The 14,545-nt window shown below is 62.8% G+C and carries 13 protein-coding genes (1 of these 13 cut by a window edge); 3 read left to right on the forward strand and 10 right to left on the reverse strand.

The features are described 5' to 3' along the window. Positions 1-236, forward strand: partial view of a M23 family metallopeptidase gene (locus MQW79_RS11030; RefSeq protein ID WP_476584526.1) — the final stretch only. The gene continues 1,726 nt to the left of window position 1, outside the view; only the last 236 of its 1,962 coding nucleotides appear in the window; its start codon lies off the left edge, out of view; its stop codon occupies positions 234-236. Between the two features lie 3 nt (positions 237-239). Here the strand turns inward: MQW79_RS11030 and MQW79_RS11035 are convergent, their stop codons facing one another. The 3 genes from MQW79_RS11035 to clpB form a co-directional block, all read right to left on the reverse strand. Beyond that, positions 240-581, reverse strand: coding sequence for a VOC family protein (locus MQW79_RS11035; RefSeq protein ID WP_476584527.1), 342 nt, complete (start codon positions 579-581; stop codon positions 240-242). Between the two features lie 13 nt (positions 582-594). Beyond that, entirely contained in the window at positions 595-996 is a 402-nt protein-coding gene (locus tag MQW79_RS11040) for a DUF6157 family protein (protein WP_476584528.1), read from the reverse strand. A gap of 107 nt (positions 997-1,103) precedes the next feature. Then, positions 1,104-3,719: an ATP-dependent chaperone ClpB gene (gene clpB / locus MQW79_RS11045; RefSeq protein ID WP_476584529.1), complete on the reverse strand. Its 2,616-nt coding sequence runs from the start codon at positions 3,717-3,719 to the stop codon at positions 1,104-1,106. 281 nt (positions 3,720-4,000) lie between these two features. Between clpB and MQW79_RS11050 the strand changes: the two genes are divergently transcribed. After that, positions 4,001-5,005: a phosphatase PAP2 family protein gene (locus tag MQW79_RS11050; RefSeq protein ID WP_476584530.1), complete on the forward strand. Its 1,005-nt coding sequence runs from the start codon at positions 4,001-4,003 to the stop codon at positions 5,003-5,005. 56 nt (positions 5,006-5,061) lie between these two features. Here the strand turns inward: MQW79_RS11050 and MQW79_RS11055 are convergent, their stop codons facing one another. The 5 genes from MQW79_RS11055 to MQW79_RS11075 form a co-directional block, all read right to left on the reverse strand. Beyond that, positions 5,062-5,655, reverse strand: a complete 594-nt coding sequence (locus MQW79_RS11055; RefSeq protein ID WP_476584531.1) for a DUF4167 domain-containing protein — start codon at positions 5,653-5,655, stop codon at positions 5,062-5,064. 343 nt (positions 5,656-5,998) lie between these two features. Beyond that, positions 5,999-6,958 carry a N5-glutamine methyltransferase family protein gene (locus MQW79_RS11060; protein ID WP_476588221.1) on the reverse strand — a complete coding sequence of 320 codons (960 nt, stop codon included), beginning with the start codon at positions 6,956-6,958 and terminating at the stop codon, positions 5,999-6,001. Further along, positions 6,955-8,031, reverse strand: a complete 1,077-nt coding sequence (gene prfA, locus MQW79_RS11065) for a peptide chain release factor 1 (RefSeq protein WP_476584532.1) — start codon at positions 8,029-8,031, stop codon at positions 6,955-6,957. The genes MQW79_RS11060 and prfA overlap by 4 nt, the downstream gene beginning before the upstream one ends. A 179-nt stretch (positions 8,032-8,210) precedes the next feature. Further along, the gene (gene ptsP, locus MQW79_RS11070) at positions 8,211-10,478 is read right to left on the reverse strand and encodes a phosphoenolpyruvate--protein phosphotransferase (RefSeq protein ID WP_476584533.1); all 2,268 of its coding nucleotides are present in this window, start codon (positions 10,476-10,478) and stop codon (positions 8,211-8,213) included. Between the two features lie 69 nt (positions 10,479-10,547). After that, positions 10,548-11,813, reverse strand: a complete 1,266-nt coding sequence (locus MQW79_RS11075; protein WP_476584534.1) for an aspartate kinase — start codon at positions 11,811-11,813, stop codon at positions 10,548-10,550. Between the two features lie 187 nt (positions 11,814-12,000). On the opposite strand from MQW79_RS11075, the gene ubiG reads away from it, so the two are divergent. Beyond that, positions 12,001-12,747, forward strand: a complete 747-nt coding sequence (gene ubiG, locus MQW79_RS11080; RefSeq protein ID WP_476584535.1) for a bifunctional 2-polyprenyl-6-hydroxyphenol methylase/3-demethylubiquinol 3-O-methyltransferase UbiG — start codon at positions 12,001-12,003, stop codon at positions 12,745-12,747. Positions 12,748-12,810: 63 nt separating this feature from the next. Here the strand turns inward: ubiG and MQW79_RS11085 are convergent, their stop codons facing one another. Together MQW79_RS11085 and MQW79_RS11090 are read right to left on the reverse strand one after the other, a co-directional pair. After that, positions 12,811-13,641 carry a hypothetical protein gene (locus MQW79_RS11085; protein ID WP_476584536.1) on the reverse strand — a complete coding sequence of 277 codons (831 nt, stop codon included), beginning with the start codon at positions 13,639-13,641 and terminating at the stop codon, positions 12,811-12,813. 276 nt (positions 13,642-13,917) lie between these two features. After that, positions 13,918-14,283, reverse strand: a complete 366-nt coding sequence (locus tag MQW79_RS11090; RefSeq protein ID WP_476584537.1) for a YciI family protein — start codon at positions 14,281-14,283, stop codon at positions 13,918-13,920. Between the last annotated feature and the right edge of the window lie 262 nt (positions 14,284-14,545).

Here is a 14,545-nt window from a genome sequence, read left to right on the forward strand (position 1 = left end):
AGGTCCGGCAGGGACAGCTGGTTGGCTATGTAGGCTCCACCGGCCAATCGACCGGTCCGCACCTGCATTTTGAAATCCTCATCAACGGCAATCTCGTCGATCCGCTCAGCGTCAAGCTCCCCAAGGACAATGTCCTGCCCGCGCAATACCGAGAGGAATTCGACCAGACCATCGCCCAGGTCAATGAGCTGATGGCACGCGAACCGGCTCCCGTCTCGGTGGCTGCGGCAAACTGATCCCTATTCGGCCACGCCGATATAGACGGCCAGCTCGTTTCCGCCCGGCTCGCGGAAATGGAACCGGCGACCGCCAGGAAAATCGAACTGCGCGCGCGTGATCGTACCGCCCGCGGCAATGACCCTTTCCTGGGCAGCGTCGAGATCATCGGTTCGAATGATGGCCATGGTTGCCGTCACGCGTTCGGCACTCGCATCGATGCCCCCATCGATGCCCGCCCCCTCGATGCCGTCATAGATAGGCCCATAGCTGGTAATGCCCCAGCCGAAGGCCTGCTTGAAAAATGTGCTGCTCTTCTCCCGATCGGCCGATGGGAATTCGATATAGTCGAGGCGGTCGGTCATGATCTCTCCTTGTTCAGGCGCGCTTGGAACGCAGCCCGGGTCGCTTGGTGATGTCTTGCCTGGTCATGAGCACCTCAAACTCCGGACTGTCCGGATCGACCAGGGCCACCCGCCCCTCTGCATCATGGTGCAGTGCCCAACCCAGCGTCTTGACCAGCGGAGAACTCCGAAGGCAGGGCTGCCCTTTGGAGAAATACTCCATGCGGGCCGGGCCGCGCTCGTTCGTCTCGATCTCCCTGCGATCAGCAAATATCTCGAACTGCAGGTCGTCGCTGGTGAAGGCATAGGGGCTGGCCGAAAGCCGTTCATATTGCATCGATACGACCGTGCCCGGCTTGCCCGGCAAACTGGCAACCGTCACCGGACAATCGGGCGAGGGCAGGATGAGCGTGTCATAATAGTTGGTGCTATGCATTCTTTCGCCCACTTTGTTCTTCTTATGTTCTAGTGCGAAGCGCCATAGGGGGCAAGCGAAAAGAGGGCCAGTCCAAGACTGGCCCTCCCTGAGGATGCAGATTGCGCCTAGGCTGCGGCGTCGGCCTCGTTCTTGCCGCCTGGCAACAGGACGATTCCGCTCTCATCGGCATCGACGACGACGCGGCTGCCATCGGCGACCTTGCCCGAGAGGATTGCCTCGGCCAGCTCGTCCTGCACCTCGCGCTGGATGACGCGCTTGAGCGGGCGCGCACCATAGGCAGGATCGTAGCCCTCATTGGCCAGCCATTCGCGGGCCCTGGGCGTCAGTTCGAGCGCAATGTCGCGATCCCTGAGCAGGGCTTCGAGGCGGCCAAACTGAATATCGACGATATTGCCCATATGCTCACGGCCGAGCCGGTGGAACAGCAGAATCTCGTCGATCCGGTTGAGGAATTCCGGGCGGAAGGCTCCCTTGACTGCATCGAGCACCTTGCCGCGCACCAGCTCCACCGATTCCCCATCCTTGAGCTCGACCAGATACTCGGCCCCAAGATTGGAAGTCAGAATGATGACCGTGTTGCGGAAGTCGACCGTCCGGCCCTGCCCGTCCGTCAGGCGCCCGTCATCGAGCACCTGCAGGAGAACATTGAATACATCCGGATGTGCCTTTTCGATCTCGTCGAAGAGCACGACCTGATAAGGCCGCCGCCGCACCGCTTCGGTAAGCACCCCACCTTCGTCATAGCCGACATAGCCCGGAGGAGCACCGATCAACCTGGCAACCGAGTGCTTTTCCATGAACTCGCTCATGTCGAGTCGCACCATGGCTGTCTCGTCATCGAACAGGAACTGCGCCAGGGCCTTGGTCAACTCGGTCTTGCCCACACCGGTGGGACCGAGGAACATGAACGAGCCAATCGGCCGGTTCGGATCCTGCAGGCCCGCCCGTGAACGGCGCACCGCCTTGGAGACGGCCTTGACCGCTTCGGCCTGCCCGATGACGCGGGCGCCGAGCGAGGCTTCCATATGGAGGAGCTTTTCCTTCTCGCCTTCCATCATCCGGTCGACCGGAATGCCGGTCCAACGTGAAACGACCTGGGCAATGTCGCTGGGCTCGACCGTTTCTTTGGCCATGATTGGATCAGGCTTGCCATCACCGTTGGCATCGTCAGCGGATTTGAGGCGCTTTTCGAGATCGGGGATCACGCCATAGGCCAACTCGCCGGCCCTGGCGAGATCGCCCTGGCGCTGCGCAATTTCGAGCTGCGAACGAGCCGCATCGAGCTCTTCCTTGATCTTGGTCGAGCCCTGCAGGCGTTCCTTTTCCGCCAGCCACTTGGCCGAGAGCACCTGAGCCTGCTCTTCGAGCCCGGCAAGATCATGCTCCAGGCGCTCGAGGCGCGTCTTGGAACCCTCGTCGGTCTCCTTCTTGAGGGCTTCGCGCTCGATCTTGAGCTGCATGATCTTGCGGTCCAGCTCGTCCAGCGCTTCTGGCTTGCTGTCGACGGCCATGCGCAGGCGCGCAGCCGCCTCGTCCATGAGATCGATGGCCTTGTCGGGCAGGAAACGGTCGGTGATGTAGCGATTGGAAAGAGTCGCCGCGCTCACCAAGGCCGAGTCCGCAATGCGAATGCCGTGATGCAGCTCGTACTTTTCCTTGAGGCCGCGCAGGATGGAGATCGTGTCTTCCACGGTCGGCTCGCTGACAAAGACCGGCTGGAAGCGACGGGCCAAAGCCGGGTCCTTCTCGACATGCTTTCGGTATTCGTCGAGCGTCGTCGCGCCGACACAATGCAGTTCGCCGCGCGCCAGGGCAGGCTTGAGCAGATTGGACGCATCCATGGCGCCCTCGCTCTTGCCGGCGCCAACCAGCGTGTGCATCTCGTCGATGAACAGGATGATCTGGCCCTCGGCCGCCTGCACCTCAGACAGCACCGACTTGAGGCGCTCCTCGAATTCGCCGCGATATTTCGCACCAGCAATCAGGGCGCCCATGTCGAGGGCAAGCAGGCTCTTGTTCTTGAGGCTCTCGGGCACATCGCCATTGACGATACGGATGGCAAGGCCCTCGGCAATGGCCGTCTTGCCCACGCCGGGTTCGCCGATGAGAACCGGATTGTTCTTGGTGCGACGGGAAAGGACCTGGATGGTACGACGGATTTCCTCGTCACGACCGATCACGGGGTCGAGCTTGCCCTCGCGCACGTCTTCGGTAAGGTCACGGGCATATTTCTTGAGCGCGTCATACGTATTCTCGGCCGAAGCACTATCGGCCGTGCGCCCCTTGCGGATCGCTTCGATGGCAGTATTGAGGCCCTGCGCGGTGACGCCTGCGGAGGCCAGAATCTTTCCGGCATCGGTGTCCTTCTCGATCACCAGAGCCAGCAGCAGCCGCTCGACCGTAACAAAGCTGTCGCCGGCCTTCTGCGCGGCCTGCTCGGCCGTGTCGAAGACGCGCGCCAGTTCGCGCCCGAGATAGAGCTGACCGGCATCGCCGGACACTTTCGGAATTTTGTTGAGAGCGGCTTCCACCCCGGCGCGCACAGCCTTGGGGTCGCCACCGGCCCGTTCGATCAGACCGTTGGCCATGCCCTGGTCGTCATCGATCAGCACCTTGAGCAGGTGAACGGGGGTGAACTGCTGGTGCCCCATGCTCAAAGCTGCGGTCTGCGCACCCTGGATGAAGCCTCGAGAGCGTTCGCTGTATTTTTCGATGTTCATGCAACTCTCCTTGTCTCGTCCGTCGCGCGGCCCATCAAAGGCACCGGCACAACGGCGGAAGCGTCGATTTGAACAATGCCCGGATCAGCACATCGTTCGTGACTAATGTAGGTGCTGTCGCGGCGAACAACAGTGGTGGTGGAACAATATCGCTGCTTCTCGCAGGAATGGGCCAACCGGCAGGCGCAGAATTCTGCAGCTTTCCGATTAACCGGCGGGCAACCTGCTGTGGCTAGGGTCTTCGGTATCGGGCGAAACGCCCTCTCAACCGGATGGACGCGATGGGGAACCGGATCAAGGTTTGGATGCTGCCTCTGGCCATTCTGGCCTACGCAGCCATTGCCATCGCGGTGTCACCGTCTGTCTACGGCACCGTATTCCGGTCCTACCTTACTCAGGTCGCGGTCCTGCCATTTCTCCTGAGCGTCGCCCTGCCTATAGCGTCTGTGCTGCTCCGTCCCCGCGCACCCTTTACGATGATGATAGAAGTGCTGCGCACGGCCACGCCGCGTCTGCTCGCCGTAACCGCCCTCTTCTGTATCGGCATATCCGGCTTCACCTCGCTCAAGCTGGCCATTCCGCACTTCGTGCCCTTCTATGCGGACGCGTTCCTCGCGGACCTCGACCATCTGCTGCATGGCGGCGACCCTGGCGCCATCGTCCACGCCCTATTGCCCAGCTGGACCGAATATCCGCTCGCCTATCTCTACGGGCCGATCTGGTTCAGCCTCTGGTTTGGCCTTCTGGCCTTTGTCAGCCTGCTCGACAATGAAAGGCTGCGGACGCGCTATTTCTGGTCGATGGCGCTGACGGTCTGCCTGCTCGGCACCGTGTCCGCCATGGCCTTCTCTTCCGTTGGCCCGATTTTCTATGCGGAATTCGTCGACCCTGACCGGTTCGCCGGGCTCGTCGCCTCCATCAAGGCCAGCGCCTTTGGCGACTACATGACCGAAGCCTCGGCCTACCTGCTGGCGAACTACCAAAACCAGACCGCCGGCATGGGCACCGGCATTTCGGCGCTGCCGAGCATGCATCTGGCCATTGTCACCCTCAATGCCTGCATGCTGACCAATCTCAACCGCTATCTGGGCATCTTCGCCTGGATCTATGTCGGGCTCATCCAGATCGGCTCAGTATATCTGGGCTGGCACTATGCCGTGGATGGATATTTTTCCATCGCCGCCGTAAGCCTCGTCTGGTGGAGCGTCGGCAAGGTCATGCAGGCCGATGGGGCCCGGAGGCAGGACAGCCCCGCGCCAGTGCCCCAGGCGCTCGCAACCAGCTAGGCCGATGCCGCAACAGAAAAGCAAAATGCCGGGCACTGGGCCCGGCATTTTTTATTCTATTCGGCAACATTGCCGGTGAGGAAGGCGGGCAATTCGGTCCCCGACGCCGTTCCGGCGTCGGCGGCACCTTCGCCACCGGCAGGACGGCGGCGACGCGGGCGACGTTCACGCGGCTTGCGCGGCGCCTGCTCCCCTTCGCCTTCGGATGCGGCGGCCACGGCAGCCGGCTCCTCGGAGGACTGCGACGGCTGCACATCGGGCTGGCTGCCCTCGGCCTCATTGTCACTGCCCTGACTCACATGCTGCTGCGGCTGGGGCGAGGAGAAGCGCGAATTGATGTCGTTGCTGTCATCGTCGAAATCGACATCATCCTGGCTCTGTCCGTCACGGGCGCCATTCATGGCCTGCTGGGCAGAGGAGACGATGCGGAAATAGTGTTCGGCATGCTGCAGGTAGTTCTCGGCCATTACCGAGTCCCCCGAGGACTGAGCGTCGCGGGCAAGCTGCAGGTACTTCTCGGCGATATGGGCAGCGTTGCCGCGCACCTTCACGTCCGGTCCATTGCTCTCGTAATTGCGCGACAGCGGATTGACATGCTTGCGTCCGCCATTCCGGCCGCGCTGCCGGTTCTTGTTCTGGTTAGGTCTCATCGGGTCGCTTTGTCTAACTCTAGAAGTTAAGCGTCACATCATGGGGCTGACCGGTAAATTGGCCCGATCCGGCCCGTGACCCCGGCGGTGGTAAGTGCGCACCGTGCGGGGATTGGTCTGGCTTCATGAAGACCGAATGCGGTCGGCAGCGACCTACGGAAAAGTCCGTCCCGTCCCTCGCGTCACTCCGGCTCGCCGGAGTCGCGCTGCTTGTCGCAGCTACATACATTTTGGATCGGGTGATCGCTGCGGCGCCCATGATGCGCCATTGACAGCAACGGCAAACTAGCCGCTTCGCCCGGACTTGGCCAGCACAAACTGCGCTTTGCCTTAACAGGGCTGTTTACTTGTCCTTGAAGTGGTGCGCCAAGATCACACGATCAAGGCCATTGAGGTCCTTGTGAACGACAATATCGGCAAATCCGTGTTCAGCGAACAAATTCGCCACCTCCGCTCCCTGATCATAGCCGATTTCCACCAATACGGCGCCGCCCGGCCGCAGATAGTGCGCAGCCTCACCGGCGATGACCCTGTAGGGCGCAAGACCATCCGGGCCGCCGTCGAGCGCCAGACGCGGATCGAAGTCCTTCACTTCGGGCGAAAGGGTTTCCACCACGGCGGTGGCGATATAGGGCGGGTTGGAGGTGATGAGGTCGAATTTCATCCCAGGCACCCCCACCCGGCCTCCCCCTGCAGAAGGGGGAGGGGAAGGAAGAGCCGGCCGTTGGGTCCCCTCCCCCTTCTCCAGGGGGAGGGTTAGGGTGGGGGTAAGCGCATCGAACCAGTTGCCCTGGGCAAAGCTCAGGCGATCGCCGACTCCGTTCAGTGCTGCATTGTCTTGCGCCATGGCCAGCGCATCAGGATTGATGTCGGTGGCGATGCCGGTTGCATCGGAGCGGCTGGCCAGAATGGCAATGGGAATGCAGCCGGTGCCGGTGCCAAGATCGAGCAGCCGCCCGCCCTGGGGCAGGTGCTGCAAGGCCAGGTCGACCAGCAGTTCGGTATCCGGACGCGGCTCCAGGGTCGCGGCGCTCAGGCGGAACGGGAGCCCGTAAAACGCCTTCTCGCCGATGATCCGCGCCACTGATTCCCCGCCCATGCGGCGCTGCAGCAGGTCCGCGATCCGGGCGGCATCGGCGTCCGAGACTGGCTCCTGTTCGCGTGTCGCGAGCGCCAGCGCGTCGAGGCCAAGGGCATGGCCGGTCAGCAGCTTGGCGTCGAGCGCGGCCGTGACAAAGCCCTGCTTGGTGAGAACATCGCGCCAGCCCCGCCAGAGCGCGCCGATGCTGATGCCTGCGATCAGTTGACCTGCTCCATGGCGGCCAGCTGCGCCGCCTGGTTCTCGGTGATCAGCGCCTCGATCAGTTCATCGAGCGCTTCGCCCGCAATCACCTTGTCGAGCTTGTAGAGCGTGAGATTGATCCGATGGTCGGTCACGCGGCCCTGCGGGAAATTGTAGGTGCGGATGCGCTCGGAACGGTCGCCGGACCCCACCTGCCCCTTGCGCTCGGCCGAGCGGGCGCTGTCGCGTTCCTCGCGCTGCATTTCATAAAGGCGCGAGCGCAGGACGATCATGGCCTGGGCGCGGTTCTGGTGCTGGCTCTTCATGGCCGAGGTCACCACAATGCCGGTGGGCAAATGGGTGATGCGCACGGCCGAGTCGGTGGTGTTGACGTGCTGGCCGCCCGCGCCCGAGGCGCGCATCGTATCGATGCGGATGTCCTCGTTGCGGATCTCGATGTCGATGTCTTCCACCTCCGGCAGCACGGCGACCGTGGCGGCGGATGTGTGGATCCGGCCCGATCCTTCAGTGGCCGGCACGCGTTGCACGCGATGCACGCCGGACTCATATTTCATGCGGGCATAGACGCCCTTGCCCGAAACATTGGCGATGATTTCCTTGAAGCCCCCCATTTCGCCGGGGCTTTCTTCCATCACCGTGACTTTCCAGCCCCGGTTGGCCGCGTAGCGCTCATACATGCGGAAGAGGTCGCCCGCGAACAAGGCCGCCTCGTCGCCGCCGGTGCCGCCGCGAATTTCGAGGATGATGGACTTTTCGTCCGCCTCGTCCTTGGGCAGCAGCAGGATGCGAATGGACTGCTCTAGTGTTTCCAGCGTCTCGTCGAGGTCCTCGATCTCGGCCTCGGCCATTTCAGCCATTTCCTTGTCGCCGCTCTTGAGCAGACTTTCAGCCTCGGCACGATCACGCTGCGCCTTCTTGTAGGCGCTGATCTTTCCCACGATCTCGCTGAGGTCGGAATGTTCCTTGGAGAGCTTGGCAAGCTCATCCGGGCTCGCACCCGAGGACAGAGCCGCTTCGATATACTGGAAGCGGGTTTCAAGAGCGTCGAGCTTGTCCTGGGGCAGGCTGGGCATCTTCTATTCCTGTGGGCCAACGCCCTCGTCACAACCGCTCAGTCATTCCGGCGCAGGCCGGAATCCAGGCGCGAGGCGCCGGACTTGCGGATGATTCAAAACATGGACCCCGGCCGTCGCCGGGGTGACACCGAGCGTTTAATGAGGCTGGACGCCAACATCAAGCACTTGCGGGAGTATCACCCCATGGGCAGGTTCTGTCTTTCCGCCCAGTCGGTGAGGACCTGGCGGATGGTCTGTCCGTCGGCGCCGACACTGAGGGCGGCGGCAACCGCGTCCTGAATGGGCTTCAATTCGACATTGAGCACCAGTTCCTTGATCGGGCCGATCGAGGCCGGCCCCATGGAGAGCCTGGTCATGCCGATGGCCATGAGCGCCAGCGCTTCCATCGGCTTGCCGGCCAGCTCGCCGCACATGGTGACGGGCTTGTTGTGGCGCTTGGCGGCGTCGACGACGAGCCTGATCGCCCGCAGACGCGGCAGCGCAATCGGGTCATACGCCTTGGAGACGCGCGGATTGGCGCGGTCGGCCGCCGTCAGGAACTGCACAAGGTCGTTCGAGCCGATGGAGGCGAAATCGCTTTCCGGCATGATCTGGTCGAGCTCGAACAGCAGCGAGGGCACTTCCACCATCACCCCGATCTCGACCTTTTCGGGGACGATCTGGCCAGCGCGGGCGAGACGTTCCATTTCCTTTCTCAGCACCAGCTTGGTCTGGCGGAATTCGAAGGTTTCCGTGACCATGGGCACGAGGATCTTGAGCGGGCGTCCGCGCGCCGCCATCAGGAGGGCGCGGATCTGCGTGCGCAACAGGCCCGGCCGGTCGAGCCCAAGCCGGATCGAGCGATAGCCCATGGCCGGGTTTTCCTCGGCCGCCGAGCGCAGATAGGGCACGACCTTGTCGCCGCCGATATCGAGGAGACGGAAGACCACCGGCCGGTCGCCGGCGATTTCCATGGCCTCGGCATAGAGCTCGACCTGCTCGTTGAGGCGCGGCAGGCGACTGGCGATCATGAACTGCAGTTCGGTGCGGAAAAGGCCGACACCCGAAGCGCCGGTATCGTCGAGCATGGGCAGATCGGCGACCAGGCCCGAATTGTGCAGCAGGGTGATCTCGATGCCGTCCCTGGTGATGCTCGGCCTGTCCTTGAGCGCCGCATAATGGGCCCGGCGCTTGGCCGAGATGCGCACCTTGTCGACATAGGTCTGCTCGATATCGGGCGTCGGCCTCAAATGCACCTGGCCCAGGGGACCATCGATGATGATGTCATCACCGGTCTCGCACATCGAAACAATGGACTGCGCCTGCCCGACGGCCACGAGGCCGAGCGAGCGGGCAACGATGGCAACGTGGGCGGTGGCGCCGCCCTCTTCGAGCACCACGCCGCGCAGCTTCTTGCGGTCATATTCGAGCAATTCCGCCGGCCCCATATTGCGGGCGACGAGAATGGCATTGTCGGGCAATTCGCGATGCGCCGGCTGGCTCGAATTGGTCAGCACCCGCAGGAGACGATTGGCCAGATCATCGAGATCGTGCAGCCGGTCGCGGATATAGGGATCGGTCTGCCGCAGCATGCGGGCGCGCGTATCGTTCTGCACCCGCTCGACCGCCGCTTCGGCCGAAAGGCCATTGTCGATGGCTTCCATCAACCGGTTCACCCAGCCCCGGTCATTGGCGAACATGCGATAGGTCTCGAGGATCTCGCGATGGTCGGAGGTCGGCTGCATGTCGCCGTGATCGAGCATGGCATCGATAGAGACGCGCATCGAGGCCAGCGCCGTATCGAGCCGCTGCTTTTCGGCGTCGGTATCCTCGGCAATGAAATTGGTCACGACGACGCGGGGATCGTGGAGAACCACGGTCCCGAGGGCAATGCCGTCGGTAAAGCTGACGCCGGAATACATGCGAGGCCGTCTGAGGTCGATATCCGATCCAGGCTTGATCAGATTGTCGAAATCGCTGGTAGCGATCATCTCTGCCAGGATTGTGGCCGTGGTCAGCATGGCCTCGGTTTCGTCCTCGCCATAGTGGCGGCGCTCGGCATTCTGGACGACCAGCACGCCAAGGGTCTGGCCGGCGCGCAGCACCGGCACGCCGAGGAAGGAATTGTATTTGTCCTCGCCCGTTTCCGGGCGATAGGCAAAGGCCGGATGGCTGGGCGCATCGTCGAGGCTCAGGGGCTCGGCTTCGGCCGCGATCAGGCCGACAAGGCCTTCGCCCAGGCGCAATGTGGTCAGGTGAACCGATTCGGCCTTGAGGCCACGGGTGGCGAAAAGCTCCAGCGCACCGTCATCGCGCAGCACATAGAACGAGCACACGTCGGCCCGCATGTTCTCTGCGATGAGGGCGACGATCTTGTCGAGACGTTCCTGCGAAGCCAGCGGCTCCGCCATCGTCTCGCGCAATTGCCGCAGCAGCACCCGAGGGCCGCCTATGGTCGTGACCATGCCTCTACCAGGCGACCCGCAAAGCCGCCCCCCTTCTCAAGGACGCGACCCGTGTCCCCTCGACTTCGGTCAGGCGTCCTGTCTGTCCAAACCGTAATAGGTGTGCAGAGCGCGAACCGCAAGCTCGGCATATTCTTCGTCGATCAGAACCGAGGTCTTGATTTCCGAAGTGGTGATGAGCTGGATGTTGATGCCCTTGTCGGCAAGTGCCTTGAACATCGAGGAGGCGACGCCGGCATGGCTGCGCATGCCCACGCCCACGACCGACACCTTGGCCCCGCCCTTGGAACCGGAAAGGCGCGCATATTCGAAGCGCCCGCCATTGTCCTCAAGCGCCTTGACCGCCTTGTCATACTCGCTGTCAGGGACGGTGAAGGTGATGTCGGTGGTGGCGCCATCATCGGCAATGTTCTGCACGATCATGTCGACCACGATGCCCTTGTCGGCCAGCGTGCCGAAAATGGCGGCGGCCACGCCCGGCTTGTCCTTGACGTCGCGCAGGGTGATCTTGGCCTCGGCCTTGGCGAGCGTCACGCCCGAAACGATCTGCTTTTCCATGATCTCTTCCTCATCGCAGACAAGAGTACCGGGAACACCGGGAGTGCCATCGGGCGCGATCTGCGGCGCGTCCGGGTCATCAAAACTGGAGCGGACCAGAAGGCGCACCTTGTGCGCCATGGCCATTTCCACCGAGCGGATCATCAGCACCTTGGCGCCGAGCGAAGCCATTTCCAGCATTTCCTCGAAGGAAATCTTGGTCATGCGCTTGGCCTTGGGCACGATGCGCGGATCGGTGGTGTAGACGCCATCGACATCGGTATAGATGTCGCAGCGATCCGCGCCCACGGCGGCCGCCACGGCCACGGCCGAAGTATCCGAGCCACCCCGGCCGAGCGTGGTGATGCGGCCATGGGGGGAAATGCCCTGGAAGCCGGTGATGACCGGCACCCAGCCATCCTTCATGCGCTTGTCGAGCTCGGTGGGATCGATGTCGGTGATGCGGGCGGCACCGTGGGAGTCGTCGGTATGGATAGGCACCTGCCAGCCGGCAAAGCTGCGCGACTGCACGCCCATTTCGGAAAGCACCAGCGCCATGAGACCGGCAGTGACCTGCTCGCCGGAGGCAACCACGGCGTCATATTCGCGGGCGTCGTGGAATTTGCTGGCCTCGTTGACCCAGCCGACCAGTTCATTGGTCTTGCCGCTCATGGCCGAAACAACCACGGCCACTTCATTGCCGGCATCGATCTCGCGCTTCACATGGCGCGCCGAATGACGAATGCGTTCGACATTGGCCATGGAGGTGCCACCGAACTTGACGACGATACGGGCCACTTGCTTCCCCGGAAATCTAAGATGCTCGCCGCCGAACCCGACGGTACGCTTGTTGTTGGGCGCGGACATACGACAAAGGCGGCTGCCGATCAATGGGCATGCGGCCGCAGCCGGGACCTCCTGCGACAGGGCGTGCCTTGCCCCTGGCCGAGTGGAGCGCGATAAGGGGGCAATAAGGAGCCACGCCATGTCCGAGACCGCCAGCACCGTCAATGACGCCGAGATCGCCAAGTTCGTGGCCATGGCCGAGGAGTGGTGGGACCCCAGGGGCAAGTTCAAGCCACTGCACAAGTTCAATCCGGTGCGCCTGAGCTATATCCGCGATCATCTGATCCGCCAGTTCGGCCGCGACGCCCATTCGATCCGGCCCTTCGAGGGCCTGCGCATCCTCGATGTCGGCTGTGGCGGGGGGCTCTTGTGCGAACCCCTGACCCGTCTGGGCGCAACCGTGACGGGGGTCGATGCCGCCGAGCGCAATATTGCCATCGCCAGGATTCACGCCGAGCAGGCGGGGCTCGCCATCGACTACCGCGCCACGACATCGGAGGCGCTGGTGGCCGCCGGGGAAAGCTACGATGTCGTGCTCAACATGGAGGTGGTCGAGCATGTCGACAATGTGCCGCTTTATATGAAGAGCTGCGCCGACCTCGTGGCGCCGGGAGGGCTGATGTTCACCGCCACGCTCAACCGCACCGCACGCTCCTTCGCGCTGGCCATTGTCGGCGCGGAATATGTGCTGCGCTGGCTGCCGCGCGGCACCCATGAGTGGAAGAAGTTCCTTACCCCCGAGGAGATCGGCGCCCAGCTCCGCCGCAATGGCCTCAGGGTGATCGACCAGACCGGCGTCAGCTTCAATCCGCTGGCCGATGAATGGCGCGCCTCGCCCGACATGGGGGTCAATTACATGGTGCTGGCCGAACGGCCGGCCGCATGACGCAATGAGACCGGCTGCCCTGGGGAAGACAGCCGGTCCGCTACGGCCTGACCGGAGGCAGGATCAGAACACGTAGACCATCAGCGTCGACCCCTGCCGGTGAACGCCAAGCACATGGCCTGGCCGGTACTGGGTGCGGCTGAGGGCGGCGTTGATCAGCGGATCCTGGGCCACGGCCCCGATCATCTGATGATAGTCACCATTGGCTGCGAGCCACGCCGCCACCTGGCGGCGCAGATCGGCGCACACCTTGATCGGGACGAGCTGGATGCCGCTGGCACGGTTCCAGTCGCGCCTGGTGCTGTTGCTGAACAGGGCAACGAGCTGATTGGTATTGTAGCCGGCGCAGGCAGCCGTCATGCCCCCATGGCTCGAAGACGGGCTGTTGCGGGTGAAGATCGACCCGTTATTGCCATTGTTGCCATTGTTGCCGGTGGCACCGTTATTGCCGTTGCCACCATTGCCGTTTCCACCGTTGCCGCCATTGCCGCCATTGCCACCGTTCCCGCCATTGGGCAGGTCGAGGTCGATGTCGATCAGGTTGGGACCGCCGACATTGATATTGCCGCCGATATCACCCAGGTCGAGGTCGACATCGACAATGCCCTGGGGACCGAGCACCTGGGCGCCGACCACCGGATCATTGGCACCGACATTGGCGGTGACCACACCCTCGCTGCCGCCGATGCCCAGATTGACCAGGCCAGAGTCACCGGCATTGCCCGATTCCAGGGTGATTAGGGCGCCGCTCTCGCCGCCGCCAATGATACCCAGCACACTCGACCCATCCGAGCCGCCGCCCAATACGCCACCCAGCAGGCCCTCGGCCGAAGCGATGGATGGCATCAACACGACCGACACCATGACGGCCGCAATCATACGCTTGTACAACATGATCATCTCCCATGAGGCGATGGCGTGTGCCACCGTGATTGGGAGCATCGGGCGATCGTCTCGCCGGCAAATCCGAACTTCTACCTATGACATGCCGACTGGCTCCTCGTCGTGGTAAAGTCATGTGGTTAAGTCCGGATCAGGGCATTGGATTTAAAGGCCTTTTTGACCTTAACCATGGTTCGACCTGCTGCCCCGCGGCGCGGGGTGACCGGCGGACCCTTGCTGCCACGCGCAGCTGAGCGCGTCGCAGCAAGGGTGCCGGCCGCTGCCGTGCTAGTAATTCGCCCCGCCGGCAATCTCGCGCAGCTCCAGCACGAGGTTGGAAATGCCGTTGTCGATATGGAACTGCATGAACTCGCCGGCCAGTGCCGTCGCCGCTTCAAGGTCGGGCGCCTCGAACACGGCATAGCCGCCGATCACTTCCTTGGCCTCGGAAAACGGCCCGTCGGTGACGATGATCACGCCGGTCCGGCCATTGAGGCGTCGCCCCTCCCCGGCGTCCTTCAGGCCGCCGGTGGACACCAGGGCGCCCGAGGCGAGGTTTTTCTCCATCCAGGGCCCCATGGCGTCCATCAGGCCCTGCGAAATGTCTTCGGGCTTGAGATCGGCGGGGGGAATAATGCTCATGAAATAGCGCATGATATGGCCTCCTTGGGGCGCGGTTTGCGATAATGATACGCCAGCAACGCACTGGTGCAGAGGATTTCGACAACAACCGTACCGATGGGTACACAAAATATTCGCCACGCCATTCGAGTCCGGCTCTCGTGGCCTCCTCCTCTCGAACGGCTTCACCGCAATGAGAGTACCGTACGGTACGGTACGGAAATTCCTTGCTCGCGCCATGGAATGGGTCTAAACCAATCGCCACACTAAACCGGCCCCACCGGTATCGCACCGA

This window comes from Devosia sp. Micro-HW1, assembly GCF_056341075.1.

Excerpts from the sequence above, each read along its gene's own strand:
- MQW79_RS11050 (WP_476584530.1), top strand. The coding sequence starts at position 4,001 with ATGGGGAACCGGATCAAGGTTTGGATGCTGCCTCTGGCCATTCTGGCC.
- prfA (WP_476584532.1), bottom strand. The coding sequence starts at position 8,031 with ATGCCCAGCCTGCCCCAGGACAAGCTCGACGCTCTTGAAACCCGCTTC.
- ubiG (WP_476584535.1), top strand. The coding sequence starts at position 12,001 with ATGTCCGAGACCGCCAGCACCGTCAATGACGCCGAGATCGCCAAGTTC.
- MQW79_RS11035 (WP_476584527.1), bottom strand. The coding sequence starts at position 581 with ATGACCGACCGCCTCGACTATATCGAATTCCCATCGGCCGATCGGGAG.
- ptsP (WP_476584533.1), bottom strand. The coding sequence starts at position 10,478 with ATGGTCACGACCATAGGCGGCCCTCGGGTGCTGCTGCGGCAATTGCGC.
- MQW79_RS11055 (WP_476584531.1), bottom strand. The coding sequence starts at position 5,655 with ATGAGACCTAACCAGAACAAGAACCGGCAGCGCGGCCGGAATGGCGGA.
- MQW79_RS11040 (WP_476584528.1), bottom strand. The coding sequence starts at position 996 with ATGCATAGCACCAACTATTATGACACGCTCATCCTGCCCTCGCCCGAT.
- MQW79_RS11090 (WP_476584537.1), bottom strand. The coding sequence starts at position 14,283 with ATGCGCTATTTCATGAGCATTATTCCCCCCGCCGATCTCAAGCCCGAA.
- clpB (WP_476584529.1), bottom strand. The coding sequence starts at position 3,719 with ATGAACATCGAAAAATACAGCGAACGCTCTCGAGGCTTCATCCAGGGT.
- MQW79_RS11085 (WP_476584536.1), bottom strand. The coding sequence starts at position 13,641 with ATGTTGTACAAGCGTATGATTGCGGCCGTCATGGTGTCGGTCGTGTTG.